The organism is Polaribacter sp. MED152 (assembly GCF_000152945.2).
Classification (GTDB): Bacteria; Bacteroidota; Bacteroidia; order Flavobacteriales; family Flavobacteriaceae; genus Polaribacter.
The window spans coordinates 1,401,267-1,418,940 of record NC_020830.1 but is presented as its reverse complement, the minus strand read 5'-3'; the positions used below and the strand labels follow the sequence as shown (position 1 = coordinate 1,418,940).

The following is a 17,674-nucleotide window of genomic DNA, read 5'->3' as shown; positions in this document are numbered from 1 at the left end:
AAGATTCATTAGCGAATTCCATGCATCAATTTTTTTATTAAAGGATTTAACACTAGAAATATTAAACCAACTACTGCAGGAATTATTGTAAAAATAAGAAAGAAATAAGACATAGAATATTTCTCTACAATTGGGTCTATATAGCTACCAGTTTTTGCAGCTAAGAAATTACCAACTGCATTTACTAGATACCAAATACCAAACATCATACCTATTTTCTTAGCAGGCACTAGTTTTGATACATAAGATAAACCTACAGGAGAAATACAAAGTTCACCCATTGTATGAAATAAATAAGCCAATACAAGCCATATTAAACTTACAGATGCTGTTTTTGCTCCTTGTGGAATATCACTAGAGCCATAAGCTAAAGCTCCAAAACCAATACCTAGTAAAATCATACCAATTCCGAATTTTACGGCTGCAGATGGGTTGAATTTACTTTCCCACCATTTAGAAAATAGTGGAGCCAAAAATATAATAAAAAGTGAGTTTAAAATTAAAAACCAAGAAGCTTCAATTTCTGTTGTTTCTGACGAAAATATGATAGAAAGTTTCCAGATAACAAAACCCCAAATACTTAGAAAACTTATTCCTAAAACGATATTTGAAAGTGATATTTGTTTAAAGGTTTGTCCGAATAATTTTAGTAACACCCAAGAAATTATTAAAAGAGGAACTGTGGATACTAAAACATCTACTATTTTAAAAGTTAGAGCAGCATTACCACTTAAAGCTCTTTGGGTATAATCTCTAGCAAAAATATTCATAGAACCACTTGCTTGTTCAAATGCCCACCAAAAAAATACAGTAAAAAAAGCCAAAAGCCCAACTACAATATACCTATCATTTTGGATTTTTCTATTGGTTGTAGCTTCTTGAACTTCAGCATCAACTAAAATTGCATTTTTTGGATCTACTTCTGTTGTTAAATCTACTTTCTTAGTATTTTTATTAGGCGCTTTACCAACATTTTCAAAGATGTTTCTACCAAACCAAAATTGTAAAGTTCCTAAAAACATAAAGATTCCTGCCAAACCAAATCCCCAAGAGTAACTTAAATTATTAGCTAAAAACCCACATAGAAGCACACCTAAAAATCCACCTGCATTAACACCCATATAAAATATTGTAAATGCACCATCTTTTCTCTCAGGATATTTGTCATACAAACCACTAACCATTGAAGTTACATTCGGTTTAAAAAGACCATTACCAATTATTAAAAAAGCAATACCTAAATATAGTGTGGTTTCTGTTTCTAAAGCCATAGAAGCATGCCCAAGAGTCATTACTAAAGCACCAAGAGCTACTGCTTTTTGATAACCCAATAACTTGTCTGCAATAATGCCACCAATTAAAGGCGTAATATATACTGAACTGGTATAGATTGCTAAAAGGCCTAATGCTCTTTCTCTAGACCATTCCCAGCCACCATCAGCAAAAGAATCTGTTAAGAATAAAACGAAAATGGCACGCATTCCATAGTATGAAAAACGTTCCCACATTTCTGTAAAGAACAACACAAATAGTGCTGGTTTATGATTTAGTAAAGAAAATTCTTTGGTTGATGCAGTACTCATAAGTAGTAGTTTTTAAAAACAAAAAACCTCATAAATTTTTAGTTTATGAGGTTTCTATATAATTTTTAATTAGTGAACGTTACCTAATAATTTTTTCATTAAAGGTGAGAATAGCAATACAATTGCACCTGCACCTAAGGCATACATAGCTATTAAATGAAATCCGTCTGTATAGATTGTTAAGGTCTCTAAGCCTCCAACATTTTTGTCTGTACTTTCTATGGCCAATTGCTCACCAATAAATCCTACAATTTGAAACGCAAAAGCAGATGATAAAAACCAAACTCCCATCATAAACGCAACTATATTTTTTGGAGATAAATCCGTAATTTTAGATAAGCCAACTGGAGACATAAATAACTCTCCAATAGATAATATAAAATACATAACTAAAAGATATACAAATGGTACTAAACCATTTTCATCTGCACTTGCTCCAGAGATAGAAAGTATGTAAAAACATAAACCAGCAAAAAGTAACCCTAATCCAAACTTATAAGGTGTTCTTGGGTTTAAACCTCTTTTTGCTAAATATCCCCAAAGTAAAGAGATTGGAATTGCTAAAACAATAATGAACATTGAGTTTAATGCATTTGTTTGAGCTGCACTCATAATACCTGCTAAATCTACATTTCTAGAGGCAAATAGGGTAATTACACTACCAGACAACTCATGGAAACCCCAAAATAAAGTCATAAAAAATGTAATTAAAACTGCCATGATAAGTTTTTTACGAGCGTCTGAATCTAGTTTAACCATGATATAAACTAAATAAGCTAAAACTGCAAAACCAATAAATTTAAAGATTCCACTAACATAATTTTGTTGCCAAGAAGCAAGTAAATAAGCTATTACTGGTACAAATAAAAATGCAATAATTGGAATTAAGGTTTTTTGAGGAACTCCGATTATTTTCTTCTCATAAATTTCTTGGCTTGGTGGCATTCCTTTATCGCCAAAAACATTCTTTTTTATTCCACTCCAAAAGAAGATTAAACCAGCCATCATTCCAATTCCAGCTAAACCAAAACCATAGTGATAGCCATATTCTAAAGCTAACCAACCACACAGTAATGGAGCAACAAAACCACCAATATTAATACCCATATAGAAAATGGTAAATCCAGAGTCTTTTCTAACATCTCCCTCTTCATAAAGAGCACCTACAAAAGTGGATATGTTTGGTTTAAAAAAACCATTACCTACTACAATTAAAGCTAATGCTAAAAAGAAAGCAGTATCATTTTCTACTGCCAATACAAAATGACCAAGAGCCATAAGTATTCCTCCAAGAAAAATAGATGAACGCATTCCTAAAATTTTATCAGAAATTTGACCTCCAATAACAGTTGATGCATATACTAAAGAACCATAAGATGCATATACAATTGCAGTGGCTGTATCTCTTTCTGCAATGGCTTTAAAAATTTCATTTACCATATAAAGCGTTAATAACGCTCTCATACCATAGAAACTAAAACGCTCCCATAATTCTGCAAAGAATAAATAGAACAATCCTTTTGGATGTCCAAACATTTCTGGTTCTGCTGTAGTTGTGCTAACTCCTTTATCTAACATAATTATCCTTTTACTTTAGTTGTTTTGTTTGATTTTTCTATTAAATGTTCTTCTACAAAATTGGTCATTTTTGTGTATAAATTCAATCTTGTATTTGCGCCTTTATAAATTCCATGAGTTCTATCTGGAACAATAAACATATCAAATTGTTTATTGGCTTCAATAAGTGCGTTAATCATTCTCATTGAATTTTGTACGTGTACATTATCATCTCCTGTTCCATGAACTAATAAATAATTTCCTTCTAATTTATCTGCATAGTTGATTGGTGAGTTTTCGTCATAACCACTTGCGTTTTCTTGAGGTGTTTGCATATAGCGTTCTGTATAAACAGTATCGTAAAAACGCCAAGAAGTTACTGGTGCAACTGCGATTGCTGTAGAAAAAATATCACTACCTTTTAACAGCGCATTTGTACTCATAAAGCCACCAAAAGACCATCCCCAAATACCAATATTATCTTCATCAATATAAGAGCGTTCTGCAAGTTTTTTAGCAGCAGCTATTTGGTCTTCAACTTCAAATTTACCCAATTCTTTTTGTGTTACTTTCTTAAAGTCTGCACCTTTTAAACCTGTTCCTCTACCATCAATACAAACTACAATCATACCTTTTTGCGCAAGCATATTGTGCCAGTAGTCATTGGTTCCATTCCATCTATTACCTACTTGCTGAGAACCAGGGCCTGAGTATTGAAACATTAACATTGGGTATGCTTTATTCTCATCAAAATCAACAGGTTTTATCATCCACATATTTAAGTCATAACCATTAATGTTAATAGTAGAAAACTCTTTAGGACTCATTTTATAATCTGCCAATTCTTCTTTAAGTTCAGCATTGTCTTTTACCACTTTTAGCATTTCGCCTTCAGCAGAATACAAACTGTAAATAGGTGGAATTTCTGATGTAGAAAATGTATTTATAAAGTAGTTTAAGTTGGTACTAAAGGCAGCTGAGTTTTGACCATCCTTATTACTAAGCAACTGTTTGTTTTTACCATCTAAACCAATAGAGTATACACCTCTATTTATAGAACCATTTTCTACAGATTGGTAATAAATTGTTTTTTTAGTTGGATTAAAGCCATAGTAGTTGGTTACTTCCCAATCTCCTTTTGTAATCTGATTGATAAGATTACCATTAAAATCATAATGATAAATATGATTAAAACCATCTCTTTCGCTTGTCCAAATAAATGAATTATCTGTTAAGAACGTAAGATTGTCTGTAATGTCTATATACGCTTTATCAGTTTCATTTAATAATACTGTAGATGAACTTCTTAATGCATTTACCTTGTGTAATTTTAAATTATTTTGATAACGATTTAAGGTAGTTGCCACTAAAATAGCATCGTTATTAGACCATTTAATTCTTGGGATGTATTCATAATCACCTAGACTAATTTTCTTTGTAGTCTTATTTGCTAGAGTATACATATGTAAAGTAACATCTGCATTTTTTTCACCTGCTTTAGGGTATTTAAATACTTGCTGATTTGGATAAAGCCCATCACCAACAATATCCATAGAAAAAGTAGGTACATCAGATTCGTCGAATCTTAAAAAAGCTAAATATCTACTGTTTTTACTCCATTCAAAAGCTCTTACAAAGCCAAATTCTTCTTCGTAAACCCAGTCTGTAATTCCGTTTATAACGCTATTTTTCTTGCCATCTTTTGTAACTTGTATTAAGGCATTTCTAGAAAAATCTTTAATGTAAATGTTATTGTCTTTAGCATAAGCTACCTTTTTGTTATCAGGAGAAAACAATGGCTCTTGAATGTCTTTCCCTATTAAAGAAAGTTTTTTAGAAGCTACATCATAGGCATAAAATGTACCACTATAAGAACGTCTGTATATTTTTTTAAACTGAGTACCTAGTATTAATTTAGTTTCATCAGCATTAAATTTATAAGATGAAAAACCATCTAAATCTTTCAAATCTGCACTACTTACAATAGTTTCTACCTTTTCTAAAGTACTATAACTATATTTGTCTACAGTTGTATTACCTTCTTCATCTCTGTTTAGCAAAGAATAAAAATCACCATTCATAGAATTAAGTGCGTTCATTCTTTCTGTAGAAAAAGTACCATCCCAAATTTCTTCGAGAGTAATTTCTTTAGTGCCAGTAGAAGTGTTGTTTGAGGTTTCAGAACTAGTATTTGTACAACCTATTATAGAAAGTAGTAAGGTTGCTAAAATGATAGATTTTTTCATTTAGACTTTGTTTTTGATAAAAGTTTGCCAAGTTTACGGAAAAATCAGCAAAAAATATCCTAAAAAATCAGAAATCTTGATTATTCTACATTGTTTTCTAAGATTGATTTATATTTGTTGAACATAGTTTATATCTGCATAAATGAGCAAAATTATATCTGGTTTTTCCAAACTAACCAAAGAAGAAAAAATTGATTGGTTAACAGAAAATTACTTTCAAAATCAATCTGAATCTATTGCAATTATTAAGCAATATTGGAATGCGAATAAAAACCTTCAAGAATTACATGATGATTTTATAGAAAATACAATTTCTAACTTTTACATGCCTTTTGGAGTTGCACCAAATTTTGTTATTAATGATAGAACTTATGTAATACCAATGGTGGTAGAAGAGAGTTCTGTGGTTGCTGCAGCTTCTAAAGTTGCTAAATTTTGGAGTACAAGAGGAGGTTTTAAAACCAAGGTTTTAGGAACCACCAAAATAGGTCAAGTACACTTTATGTATGCAGGTAAAAAAGAAGAGCTTCATAACTATTTTAACAAAAACAAGACAGAACTATATGCTGCTACAGCTTCCATAACAAAGAATATGGAAAAAAGAGGTGGAGGTATTTTAGATATTTCTTTGGTTGATAAAACAGACAAGCTAGCCAATTATTATCAATTGCATGTTACTTTCGAAACTAAAGATTCAATGGGTGCAAACTTCATTAATTCTTGTTTAGAGGCAATTGCTAAGAAATTTGAAAATGAGGATATAGAAATTGTCATGAGTATTCTGTCTAATTACGTTCCTGAATGTTTAGTTAGAGCAGAAGTAAGTTGTAAAATTGAAGAATTGGGAGGAGACAACCCTCAGAAATTTGCGGAAAAATTTAAACAAGCAGTAGAAATTGCAGAAATAGAACCTTACAGAGCAGTTACGCATAACAAGGGTATAATGAATGGAGTAGATGCTGTGGTTTTAGCAACTGGCAATGATTTTAGAGCAGTAGAGGCTGGTGCACATGCCTATGCTTCTAGAAAAGGCTCTTATTCAAGTTTATCTCACTGTTCAATAGATGATGGTATCTTTAAGTTTTGGATAGAAATTCCATTGGCATTAGGTACTGTAGGTGGTTTAACAGCCTTACATCCAATGGCTAAATTATCACTAGAAATGTTGCAAAAACCATCTGCAAGAGTGTTAATGCAAATTATGGCTGCAGCAGGTTTAGCACAAAATTACGCAGCTTTAAGAGCCTTAACTACCAAAGGTATTCAACATGGTCATATGAAAATGCATTTGCAAAATATATTGAATCAATTTGATGCTACAGAAGATGAGAAAAAGGCTGTAGAAAAGTATTTTGAAGAAAGAACAGTATCACATTCTGCAGTAGTTGAAAAAATAAAATCACTTAGAAAGCCAAAAGTGAATTGGGTAAATTTCTTAAATTTTGATGATGTTAGAAGTATATTATTAAACTTAAAAGAAGATACAAAACCTGTATTTGGCCAAATGAATGCGCAACAAATGATTGAGCATTTAAGTTCAGTAACCCAAATTGCAAATGGTAACTGGAACGTTAATGTTTTTGTTTCTGATGAAAAAAGTGCAAGAAGAAAACCATTTCTAAATTCAGAAAACGAATTGCAAATGGGTTTTAGAGCCTCTTTCTTATCTGATGGTCCAGTGCCATTAAAGTTTAATTCTTTGGCTGAAGCTATAGATGATTTAGATTATCAAGTACAACAATTTGTAATGATATTCAATAAAGAGGAAGGTAGAACTGTGGTACACCCATTTTTTGGAGAATTGGATTTCGATTATTGGAAAAGGTTTCAAATAAAACATTTTACCCATCATTTTAAACAATTCGATTTACTGTAATGAACTATTATTCTAATGGAAAATTGTTGCTTACAGGTGAGTATCTAGTGTTAGATGGTGCTAAATCATTGGCATTACCTACAAAATACGGGCAAAACTTAAGTGTAGAAAAAATTAAAGAACCCAATTTAATTTGGGCTAGTTTTACAAATACGGGTAATTGTTGGTTTGAAGCAGTTTTTAATTTACCAAAATTACGTTTAGTAAATTGTACTTTTAATTCAGATAAAGAAGGAAGTGCTGAATTTATAGCAGAAACTTTATTAGATATTTTAGCAGAGGCAAAAAGATTAAACCCAGATTTTCTAGATGTAGATCATGGTTTTGTAATAAAAACCGAACTAAATTTTCCAAGAAATTGGGGTTTAGGCAGTTCATCTACATTAATAAATTCTATTGCATCTTGGGCTAAAGTAGATGCTTTTCAATTATTATGGAACTCTTTTAAAGGTAGCGGTTATGATATTGCATGTGCGCAAAATGATACACCTATATATTATCAAATAAAAGAACAGAAACCTATAGTTGATTCAGTGGTTTTTAATCCTGAATTTAAAGATAATTTATATTTTGTGTATTTAAATCAAAAGCAAGACTCTAAAGAAGGTATTGCAAAATTTAGAGAAAGTAATTTAGATTATAGTGCACAAATTAATCGAATTTCAGAAATTTCAGAGACGTTTCCAAAAGTAAACTCGCTTCATGAATTCGACGCACTTCTTGTAGAACATGAACAAATTATAAGTTCAATCATAAAATTACAACCTGTTAAAGAAAAGCTATTTCCAGATTATTTTGGAGAGATTAAAAGTTTAGGAGCTTGGGGTGGAGATTTTGTATTAGCCACAGGAAATCAAGAAACACCTAACTATTTTAAAAATAAAGGATTTGAAACAATTCTTACCTATTCAGAAATGATTTTATGAGTAAAGTAATAATTATTGGAGGTGGAGCTGCTGGCTATTTTACAGCCATAAATGCCAAAGAAAACAATCCTGAATTAGACATCACCATTTTAGAAAAAGGAAAAGATGTATTGCAGAAAGTAAAAATTTCTGGAGGTGGTAGATGCAATGTAACGCATGCTTGTTTTACGCCTAAAGAATTGATTGAATTTTATCCAAGAGGAAAAAAAGAATTGCTGGGCCCTTTTCATCAATTCATGACAGGAGATACTTTTGAGTGGTTTGAAAACAAAGGTGTGCCTTTAAAAATTGAAAGTGATAATAGAGTTTTTCCAGAAGCAAATACAAGTCAGGCAATCATTGATTGCTTTCAAAACGCTGTTGATAAATTAGGAATTAAAGTGTTAACAAACTGTGGTGTTAATTCAGTTTATCAACAAGAAAAACAGTGGGTTGTCAACACAAAAAATAAAGATTTTATTGCAGACAAGGTAGTTGTAGCAGCTGGTAGTTCTAAAAAAGTATGGGAGCTTTGTAAAACTTTAGATCATAAGATTATAGAACCAGTACCTTCTTTATTTACGTTTAATATCAACGATAAAAGATTGGTAGATTTATTGGGTATTTCTGTACCAAATGCCACTGTAAATATTGTGGGTACAAAACTAGAAGCTTCAGGCCCTTTGCTTATTACACATTGGGGAATGAGTGGACCAGCTGTTTTAAAATTGTCTGCTTTTGGAGCTCGAATTTTAGCGGATAAAAATTACCAATACAATGTAGAAGTAAATTGGTTATCTAGGTCTACAGGAAAAGTTCTTAATGTACTTTTAAATTTAAAAAAGAAAGAACCAAGAAAAACAGTAATTTTAAAATCTCCTTTTACAGAAATTTCAAAAAGACTTTGGGAACGTTTTGTGCTATTTTCTGGTATTTCTAAAAATCAGAATTGGGCAGATTTAAAAAACACACAATTAGAAAAATTAGCAACAGAACTTACAAAAGGTATTTATAATGCAAATGGTAGAACTACTTTTAAAGATGAATTTGTAACTGCTGGTGGTGTAGATTTAAAAGAAATAAATTTTAAACGTTTTGAAAGTAAGCAGCATAAAAATTTATTTTTTGTAGGTGAAGTTTTAAATATTGATGCTGTAACAGGTGGATTTAATTTTCAGAATGCTTGGACAGGTGGTTACATTTGTGCAATTGCTTTAGCTGAATAAATAATTAAAAATGTAAAGAAATGGCTTTAACAGAATCGAATGAATTTAAATTAGGCTCAAAGGCTCCAGATTTCACGTTAATTAATACTATTGATGATAAAGAGTACTCTCTGAATCAGCTTAAGGGAGAAAAAGGAACTGTGATTATGTTTATTTGCAATCATTGCCCTTTTGTTATTCATGTAAATACTGAGTTGGTTAAAATGGCCAACGAATTCCAAGAAAAAGGAATTAAATTTATTGCTATAAGTTCCAATGAAATAGAGAATTATCCTCAAGATGCACCTAAATACATGAAAGAGGTTGCTGAAAACTTAAACTATCCTTTTCCTTATTTGTTTGATGAAACTCAGCAAGTAGCCAAAGCTTATGATGCAGCATGTACACCAGATTTTTATGTATTTGATGCAGGATTAAATGCTGTTTATCATGGTCAGTTAGATGATTCAAGACCAGGAAATTCAGCACCTTTAAATGGTAAGGATATTAGAAAAGCATTACACAATCTTTTAGAGCATAAAGACAATTTGGCAAATCAGAAGCCAAGTATGGGTTGTGGAATTAAATGGAAGTAATATTTTTATTTAGTTTATTTTCTTTAGTGGTGAATTTAACCAATATTGGTCTTTGTAATCCATTGCGTTTTGAGTAGAATTAGAGAGAGGTGAATTTTTATCAACAAAGCTCTTTGTTTTTGGCAAACTTTTATTTTGGAAAACTTCTTGTACAAAAAATTCACGATATTGATAAAACTCAAAGTTTATTGGTTTGTTTATTATTAATCCATCTTTGGATTCTATATTTTTAATTTCGAACCTTAAATTTTTAGTAAACTCTTTCTTCTCTATTACTTCATCTGAGAGCCCTATTTTTGCTAGTTGTCTTGTTTTTAATATTAAAGTAATAGTTTTTGGAGAACTTTTTTCAATATTATAGTCTAACGTTTTTAATTTCTTGTTTTTGTAATATACTTTGATATTTCTTGATAATGGTTTTATAGAGTTTTTTAATAAAGGTTTATTAAAGATTAAGTTTATTTTTGCTTCGTTATTAATATTTTTAGAAAATGATTTTTCAGATTTGTCCGAACCTAGTTGATTAAGAAATAAGCTAGTTTTTAATGCTTCAACATTATAACTTATAGTTTCTAGTGTTAAAAAATCAGGATTTTTAACTGTAAACTTATTATTGAACATCATATAATTTAAAAACATTTTATCACCTTTGGGTAAATATTCTAGAAGCAAAGAATACTGTGGGTTTTCAGAGGTTAAATTATATAAATTATAGTTTAATTTATAAATTGAAAAGTCATTTTTAGAAATGTAAATCTTTCCCTTTGCATAGTGATTAAAATCTGTTTTTTCTTTTATAGATTTAAATGAAATTTCATAAAGATAAACTCCATTCATATTTTTTTTGCTATCTATTTGAAAAGAATGATTAGCCGTAAAGTTTTTATTTAAGGTGTTTATAAACGAAACAGATTGAGTATTATAATTCCTTATAGAATTTGTAATATTTAGAATATTCAGTTCATTACCTCCTAAAGGAGTTATAGAAACATTTTTTGAAAACTTATTCTCTTTATTGTCATAAGGAATTTTTAATAATGAGTCTTTTAAGAAGTTATTATTTACTTTATACTTATACAGTATACTTTGGTTTTCTTTATGTATTAGTTTATTTGTTTGGAAACCTTGATCAAAAGATTGTACAATGCTCTCGTGTAAATTAATATAATTGGGGTTTTTTTTAAGTTTGTTTACCTTTTTATAATTTGTGTTTGTTGGCTGTTGATAGTCTCTGTAATATCCTATATATGAATGAGGTTCCATAGGATAATTTTTTGGAATATTATTTATTGCATTTCTTACAATTTGTTCAGCACTTAAAGGTTTTTGTCTTTCTTTATTTTTTCGTGTAACAATTAATATTTCATCAAGTTGATTTATGAAGGGAATTAAATATATTTTATTAATGCTATTTTTTTTGAAATTAGATAGTTTTAATACTTGAGTATTGTATCCAATAGAAGAAATCTTAATTGATTCATCTTCAAAATACAACTCAGGAATTCTAAAATAACCATCGATGTCTGCATGCGTTCCTCTATTTAATTTTTGTAGAATAATCGTTGCATAAGAAATTGGAGATTCATATTTTTTATCTATTATCTGAAAAACTATTTCTCCATTTTGAGAAAAACTATTTCCACTTAAAAAGAGTAAGAATAGATAAAATAAAAATGCTTTTTTCATATTCTGTAAATTTTAATTTTAACTTCAAAAACCAAGCCAAAAATGAAGCTATATAGTTTAAAGTCTGTATACCATATTTTCGTTTCTTTTTAATATAGATTTAAAACCATTTATCAAGGGCAATTAGATTTTATAGCCCAAGGAATTCAGCACATTTGAATGTAAGTAATATTTTTTTAAGCATAAAAAAACCTCGCATTTGCGAGGTTTTCTTTATCTAATTTTTAGATTATTTAGGATCTAAAATCATATCAATTCTATCAACAACATCTTGTAAGTGGTAACGTCTTAAAGTATTTCCTCTAGAAGCTGCAGCTCTTGCATCTCGTTGAATTCTCTTTAATTCTCCTCTTGCAACTGATTTTACGTCAGATTGATTAATGTTAATTCCACTTCTTTTTAAGTATCCACTATTAAAACCTCTTTGGTTTTTAGCTTCATTTAATAAGAAATTTAAACGATCTAAATGAGCTCTTTGTAAGTTTCTTCTGTAAGTATCTATAGAAGCGCCATTATATAATTCTGTCCAAACTCCTTTTCTTAAATCACTCATCATGTTAACAAGTGTATAAGCTTTGCTACCATTTAAAGTTTCATTTTCAATCATTCTAGCCATTCTACCAGCATCTAAAATGTTATTTAAAGTTCTAGCTTGTAAACCACGAACTCTTTCAACAGCTCCAGAAAACTCTATTTTGCTAAAAATATTTTCATCTAACATCCAAGTTGGTGTTTCAAAAAGATTATCAATAACAAAGTCTAAAGCCTCTTTTTGAGTTGCTTTATCTACATGTGTATAAACAGCTCCTTCTTGATCTGATGTTTTGTAGTATTCATAAACACCACCAACATTTGCAGAAACATGACCCATGTATCTGTTGAACTGACCTAATAACTGACCATACATTGTAGATAACTCATCATAATTTTCACCTTTTTCAGATGTCCATTTTTCTAAGTTAGGTAAAATTCTTTTTAAGTTCTTAATACCATACATAGATGCTTTCATTGCATTATCTCCTAAATCTTCTGTTTGAGAACTAGGGTCTACAACTCCACCTGCTTGTTGATGACCAAATCTATACATTGGGTCTCCAGCATGTTTCATAATCCAAGCATCTAAAGTTTCTTTTTCAGCTTTTGCATCTTTGTCTAAAATTGGTCTATAACCCCAAGAAATTGCGTACTTATCGTAAACACCAATGTTTGGCATTAAAGCAACACCTTTATCTTCTGGTTGAGCAACATAGTTAAAACGAGCATAATCCATAATAGAAGGTGCTGTACCATATTTATCAGTAAACGTAGATGAACGTAAAGAATCTACAGGATAAGCTACAGAACTACCCATGTTGTGTGGTAAACCTAATGTATGACCAACTTCATGAGAAGATACAAATTGTACCAAACGTCCCATAATTTCTGTTTTGAAGCTATTACTTCTAGCTTCTTCGTTTATAGCCGCTGTTTGAATAAAGTACCAGTTATGTAATAAGGTCATTACATTGTGATACCAGTTAATATCAGATTCTAAAATTTCTCCAGATCTTGGGTCACTAACGTGAGGACCATTAGCATTTGGAATAGGAGATGCTAAATATCTTACAACAGAATAACGAACATCTTCTGGGCTCCAATCTGGATCTTCTTCTTTACTAGGTGGATCTTTTGCAATAATTGCATTTTTAAATCCAGCTGCTTCAAAAGCAACTTGCCAATCTTCAATACCTTGTTTAATGTATGGCACCCATTCTTTTGGTGTAGCTCTATCTACATAATAAACAATTTGTTTTTTAGGCTCTACTAATTCACCTCTTTTAAACTTTTCAATATCTTCATCTTTAACCTCCAATCTCCATCTGTCTAAATATTGTACAGTTTTACTTTTTTGATCAGCCAAACCGTAGTCTGTTTGACCTCTTGCAAACCAACCTACTCTTTCATCAAAGTATCTACGTTTCATAGGTACTTTTGGTAATAAAATCATAGAGTTGCTCATTTCTAAAGAAATAGAACCTACACTACCATTAGATGGTGGTCTAGATGCAAAATAAGTTTTTACATGTCTAAACTCTATGTTTTGAGGATAACTACTTACCCTTTCTGTGTAAGAACGAGATTTATCTAATCTTGTAACTCTGTATCTTGTTCTGTAAAATTGAGGAAAACCTAAAGGTTTAATATCTTCAGTTAACAATTTTGTAGCATCAATAACTACACCAGTAGTGTCTTTATTAAACGCTTTAATAGGAAACGTGTATAAAATAGGCTCAAAGTTAGAATTTACAACTGCTTCATGAACAGGTAAAATTGTGTCTGCAACAACATTGTGAGATACAACTCTAAGTAAAACCTTTTTGTCTTTTCTTTGCCAGCGTAAAACTTGTGTATTTGCTTTACCACCACCAAAACCAATGCCACTTGCAGTTTTTGCAATACGTGTTACCATTAGCATTTCTCTTTCCATTAAAGAATCTGGAATTTCGAATAAGAAAGTGTTGTCTTTTGAATGTACATGAAATAAACCTTCGTCTGTTTTCATATCTTTTGTTACTACCTTAGAATAAGGTTGAATGGCTCCTTTTTTAGGTTTTGGCCTAGGCTTTGGAGCAACTTTTTTAGGTTCTTCCTTCTTTTTTCTTTTCCAAATCTGTGCATTTGCATCTACAGAAAAGCCAAAAACAAGTGCAATTAGAACCAATTGCGAGAATACTTTTTTTGTCATGATTATGTTTAATTTGAATTGTTTTCGAAATTACGCAAACCATAAAGGACGAACTCTTAAATAAATGTTAAAGACAGTTTGTAAATTTTAACCAAAAAAAAGCTCTCAATTTATAAAATTGAGAGCCTTTGAACTTGATGGATTTAACATTTATAAATTAAATGCTTCTTTAACTTTATCTACATAATCTAATTTTTCCCAAGTAAAAGTTTCTACTTCTTCAGATACAGTTTCTCCCATAGGATTTGAGAAAGTTACTGTTTTTACTTCAGGATTTCTACCCATATGTCCATATGCAGCAGTATCAGAATAAATAGGAGTTCTTAACTTTAAACGCTTTTCAATAAAATAAGGACGCATGTCAAAAATTTCTTCTACTTTTTTACTGATTTCTCCATCAGATAAATCTACTGTAGAAGTTCCATACGTTTCTACATTAATACTGGTTGGTTTTGCAACTCCAATTGCGTAAGAAACCTGTACTAAAACTTCTTTACATAAACCTGCAGCTACTAAATTTTTAGCAATATGTCTTGTAGCATAAGCTCCAGACCTATCTACTTTACTAGGGTCTTTACCTGAAAAAGCACCTCCACCATGAGCGCCTTTTCCTCCATAAGTATCTACTATAATTTTACGACCAGTTAAACCAGTATCTCCATGAGGACCACCAATAACAAATATTCCAGTAGGATTTATGTGATAGGTAATATCATCTGTAAATAATTTTTGAATATGTTCTGGTAATTTTGCAATTACTCTCGGAATCAAAATTTCTACAATATCTTTTTTAATTTTTGATAACATTACTTCTTCAGATGCATCAAAATCGTCATGCTGCGTAGAAATTACAATAGCATCTATTCTTTGAGGTACATTATCATCTGAATATTCAATAGTTACCTGACTTTTTGCATCTGGTCTTAAATAGGTTATGTCTGAATTTTCTCTTCTAATTTCTGCCAATTCTGTTAACAGTCTATGAGATAATTCTAGAGCTAGAGGCATGTAGTTTTCAGTTTCATCAGTAGCGTAACCAAACATCATACCTTGGTCTCCTGCACCTTGCTCTTCTGGTTTAGATCTGTCTACACCTTGATTAATATCTGGAGATTGTTCATGAATTGCGGATAAAACACCACAAGAATTTCCATCAAACATATACTCGCTTTTTGTGTAACCAATTTTATTGATTACATCTCTTGCAATTTGTTGAACATCTAAATAAGTGTTCGATTTTACTTCACCTGCTAATATAACTTGCCCAGTAGTAACTAAGGTTTCACAAGCTACTTTACTAGATTTATCAAATGCTAAAAAATTATCGATTAAAGCATCTGATATTTGGTCTGCAACTTTATCTGGATGTCCTTCAGAAACGCTTTCTGAGGTAAATAAATATGACATAATACTCTTCTTTTTTATATGATTTAAAAAATTCGAGAAAGATTGCAGGAGGCTAAAAGGAGTATAGAATTACTGCTTTAGCATTTTTTTAATGAGGTTGCAATCAGTTCAAATTTTTCCTCTAATTATGATGCAAAAATACGTCATAATTTTATATTTAATCAATTTAGAACTATAATTATTTGCAATGCCATCATCAATAAATCATTTTTAACAGAATATTAAGTTGGTTTTTGAGGATTAAAAAAATAATCAATCCATTTTTTGTGAAAATGATACATTTTATAAATTTTAGTGTTTTTTATTTGGATGTTAACTTTTTCTGTTGCAATATTTGTACTCACAAAGTTCAATAACTTATTGAAATGTTATCAAGAAAGGTGGAGGGATTAGACCCATTGAAGCCTTAGCAACCCTTTAGAAATAAAGAAGGTGCTAAATTCTACTCTTTTAAATTGTTTAATTTAAAAGGATAGATAACAAAAGAGAATTTTCAAATTCCTTGAATTTTCTATTTTCTTAATAACATTTTTCTGGTAAACACATCAATTAAAGTTGATGCATTTGACTTTTGTTTTAATTATTTATTAACTCAAAAAAATAGAAAAATGAGTACTCACAAATTAGCAACAAATGCGTTGCACGCAGGTCATGATGTAAAATCTAATGGAGGAGCAAGAGCAGTTCCTATCTATCAAACATCATCTTATGTTTTTAATGATTCAGATCATGCAGCAAATTTATTCTCTTTAGCAGAATTAGGTTTTATTTACACAAGATTAAACAACCCAACAAACCAAATTTTACAAGAACGTTTAGCAGCTGTAGAAGGCGGAATAGGAGCTGTCGTTTTTGCTTCTGGAACATCTGCCATATCAACAGGATTGTTGACCCTTTTAAAAGCAGGAGATCATATTGTAGCTTCAAGTAGTTTGTATGGAGGAACATTTAATTTACTACATGTAACCTTACCAAGATTTGGAATTACAACAACATTTGTAGATGCTTCTAATCCTGATAATTTTGCAGATGCAGTTCAAGAAAATACCAGAGCATTTTTTGTAGAATCTTTAGGTAACCCAAAGTTAGACGTTTTAGATTTAGAAGCAATTGCAGAGCATTCTAAAGCAGCAGAAGTGCCATTTATTGTAGATAATACTGTTGCTACACCAGCATTATTAAATCCTATTAAACACGGAGCAAATATTGTAATTCACTCTTTAACAAAATATATTGGAGGTCAAGGAACCTCTTTAGGTGGTGCCATTATTGATGCAGGAACTTTTAACTGGGCAAATGGTAAATTTCCAGAATTTACAGAACCTTCTGCAGGTTATCATGGCTTAAAATACCACGAAGTTTTAGGTGCTGCCTCTTATACTTTTAAATTAATTCTTGAAGGTTTGCGTGATTTTGGAGGAGCTTTAAGCCCAACAAACGCATTTAATATTATTCAAGGATTAGAAACTTTACCAGTTAGAATTAAACAGCATTCAGAAAATGCCTTGGCTTTAGCCAAATGGCTAGAGGAACAAGAGGAAGTAGCTTGGGTAAATTATCCTGGTTTAGAAAGTAACAAGTACAATGAATTGGCTAAGAAATATTTACCAAAAGGTCAAAGTGGAATTGTAACTTTTGGTCATAAAGGAGGTTATGAAGCTGCAAAAACTATTGCAGATAAAACAAAAGTGTTCTCTTTATTAGCAAATATTGGTGATACTAAATCTTTAATTATTCATCCTGCAAGTACCACGCATCAACAGTTAGATGAAGCTGCTCAAGAAGGAGCAGGTGTTTCTCAAGATTTAATTCGTTTGTCTGTTGGTATAGAAGATATAGAAGATTTAAAAGCAGATTTAAAAGCAGCTTTTTCAGAAATTTAAATCCT

The 17,674-nt window shown here is 30.8% G+C and carries 11 protein-coding genes, 1 pseudogene and 1 riboswitch; of the genes and pseudogenes, 6 read left to right on the top strand and 6 right to left on the bottom strand.

From position 1 onward, the window contains the following. Positions 1-8: 8 nt before the first annotated feature. The 3 genes from MED152_RS06245 to MED152_RS06235 form a co-directional block, all read right to left on the bottom strand. Positions 9-1,583 (bottom strand): peptide MFS transporter, encoded by a 1,575-nt coding sequence (locus tag MED152_RS06245; protein WP_015481012.1) that lies wholly within the window; start codon positions 1,581-1,583, stop codon positions 9-11. A 69-nt stretch (positions 1,584-1,652) separates the two neighbouring features. Beyond that, the gene (locus tag MED152_RS06240) at positions 1,653-3,161 is read right to left on the bottom strand and encodes a peptide MFS transporter (RefSeq protein ID WP_015481011.1); all 1,509 of its coding nucleotides are present in this window, start codon (positions 3,159-3,161) and stop codon (positions 1,653-1,655) included. Between the two features lie 2 nt (positions 3,162-3,163). Next, positions 3,164-5,386, bottom strand: a complete 2,223-nt coding sequence (locus MED152_RS06235) for a S9 family peptidase (protein ID WP_015481010.1) — start codon at positions 5,384-5,386, stop codon at positions 3,164-3,166. A gap of 142 nt (positions 5,387-5,528) precedes the next feature. Here MED152_RS06235 and MED152_RS06230 point away from each other — a divergent pair. From MED152_RS06230 to MED152_RS06215, 5 genes and pseudogenes are all read left to right on the top strand, one after another. Beyond that, positions 5,529-6,797, top strand: a pseudogene (locus MED152_RS06230) (hydroxymethylglutaryl-CoA reductase, degradative); the annotation flags it as partial. Positions 6,798-6,890: 93 nt separating this feature from the next. Then, positions 6,891-7,262, top strand: coding sequence for a DUF1569 domain-containing protein (locus tag MED152_RS13885; protein WP_368085809.1), 372 nt, complete (start codon positions 6,891-6,893; stop codon positions 7,260-7,262). Then, positions 7,262-8,188 (top strand): GYDIA family GHMP kinase, encoded by a 927-nt coding sequence (locus tag MED152_RS06225; RefSeq protein WP_015481008.1) that lies wholly within the window; start codon positions 7,262-7,264, stop codon positions 8,186-8,188. The genes MED152_RS13885 and MED152_RS06225 overlap by 1 nt, the downstream gene beginning before the upstream one ends. Continuing rightward, complete coding sequence (locus MED152_RS06220; RefSeq protein ID WP_015481007.1) at positions 8,185-9,393, top strand: NAD(P)/FAD-dependent oxidoreductase; 1,209 nt, start codon at positions 8,185-8,187, stop codon at positions 9,391-9,393. The genes MED152_RS06225 and MED152_RS06220 overlap by 4 nt, the downstream gene beginning before the upstream one ends. A gap of 20 nt (positions 9,394-9,413) precedes the next feature. Continuing rightward, entirely contained in the window at positions 9,414-9,968 is a 555-nt protein-coding gene (locus MED152_RS06215; protein ID WP_015481006.1) for a thioredoxin family protein, read from the top strand. A 9-nt stretch (positions 9,969-9,977) separates the two neighbouring features. On the opposite strand, the gene MED152_RS06210 is transcribed toward MED152_RS06215, so the two are convergent. The 3 genes from MED152_RS06210 to metK all read right to left on the bottom strand — a co-directional run bounded on the left by MED152_RS06210 (position 9,978) and on the right by metK (position 15,786). Beyond that, the gene (locus tag MED152_RS06210; RefSeq protein WP_015481005.1) at positions 9,978-11,654 is read right to left on the bottom strand and encodes a carboxypeptidase-like regulatory domain-containing protein; all 1,677 of its coding nucleotides are present in this window, start codon (positions 11,652-11,654) and stop codon (positions 9,978-9,980) included. 229 nt (positions 11,655-11,883) lie between these two features. Next, complete coding sequence (locus tag MED152_RS06205) at positions 11,884-14,379, bottom strand: zinc-dependent metalloprotease (RefSeq protein ID WP_015481004.1); 2,496 nt, start codon at positions 14,377-14,379, stop codon at positions 11,884-11,886. Between the two features lie 150 nt (positions 14,380-14,529). Then, positions 14,530-15,786 carry a methionine adenosyltransferase gene (gene metK, locus MED152_RS06200; protein WP_015481003.1) on the bottom strand — a complete coding sequence of 419 codons (1,257 nt, stop codon included), beginning with the start codon at positions 15,784-15,786 and terminating at the stop codon, positions 14,530-14,532. A 365-nt stretch (positions 15,787-16,151) separates the two neighbouring features. Beyond that, positions 16,152-16,269, top strand: a riboswitch (SAM riboswitch). A 125-nt stretch (positions 16,270-16,394) separates the two neighbouring features. Between metK and MED152_RS06195 the strand changes: the two genes are divergently transcribed. Further along, entirely contained in the window at positions 16,395-17,669 is a 1,275-nt protein-coding gene (locus tag MED152_RS06195; RefSeq protein ID WP_015481002.1) for an O-acetylhomoserine aminocarboxypropyltransferase/cysteine synthase family protein, read from the top strand. Positions 17,670-17,674: the final 5 nt, after the last annotated feature.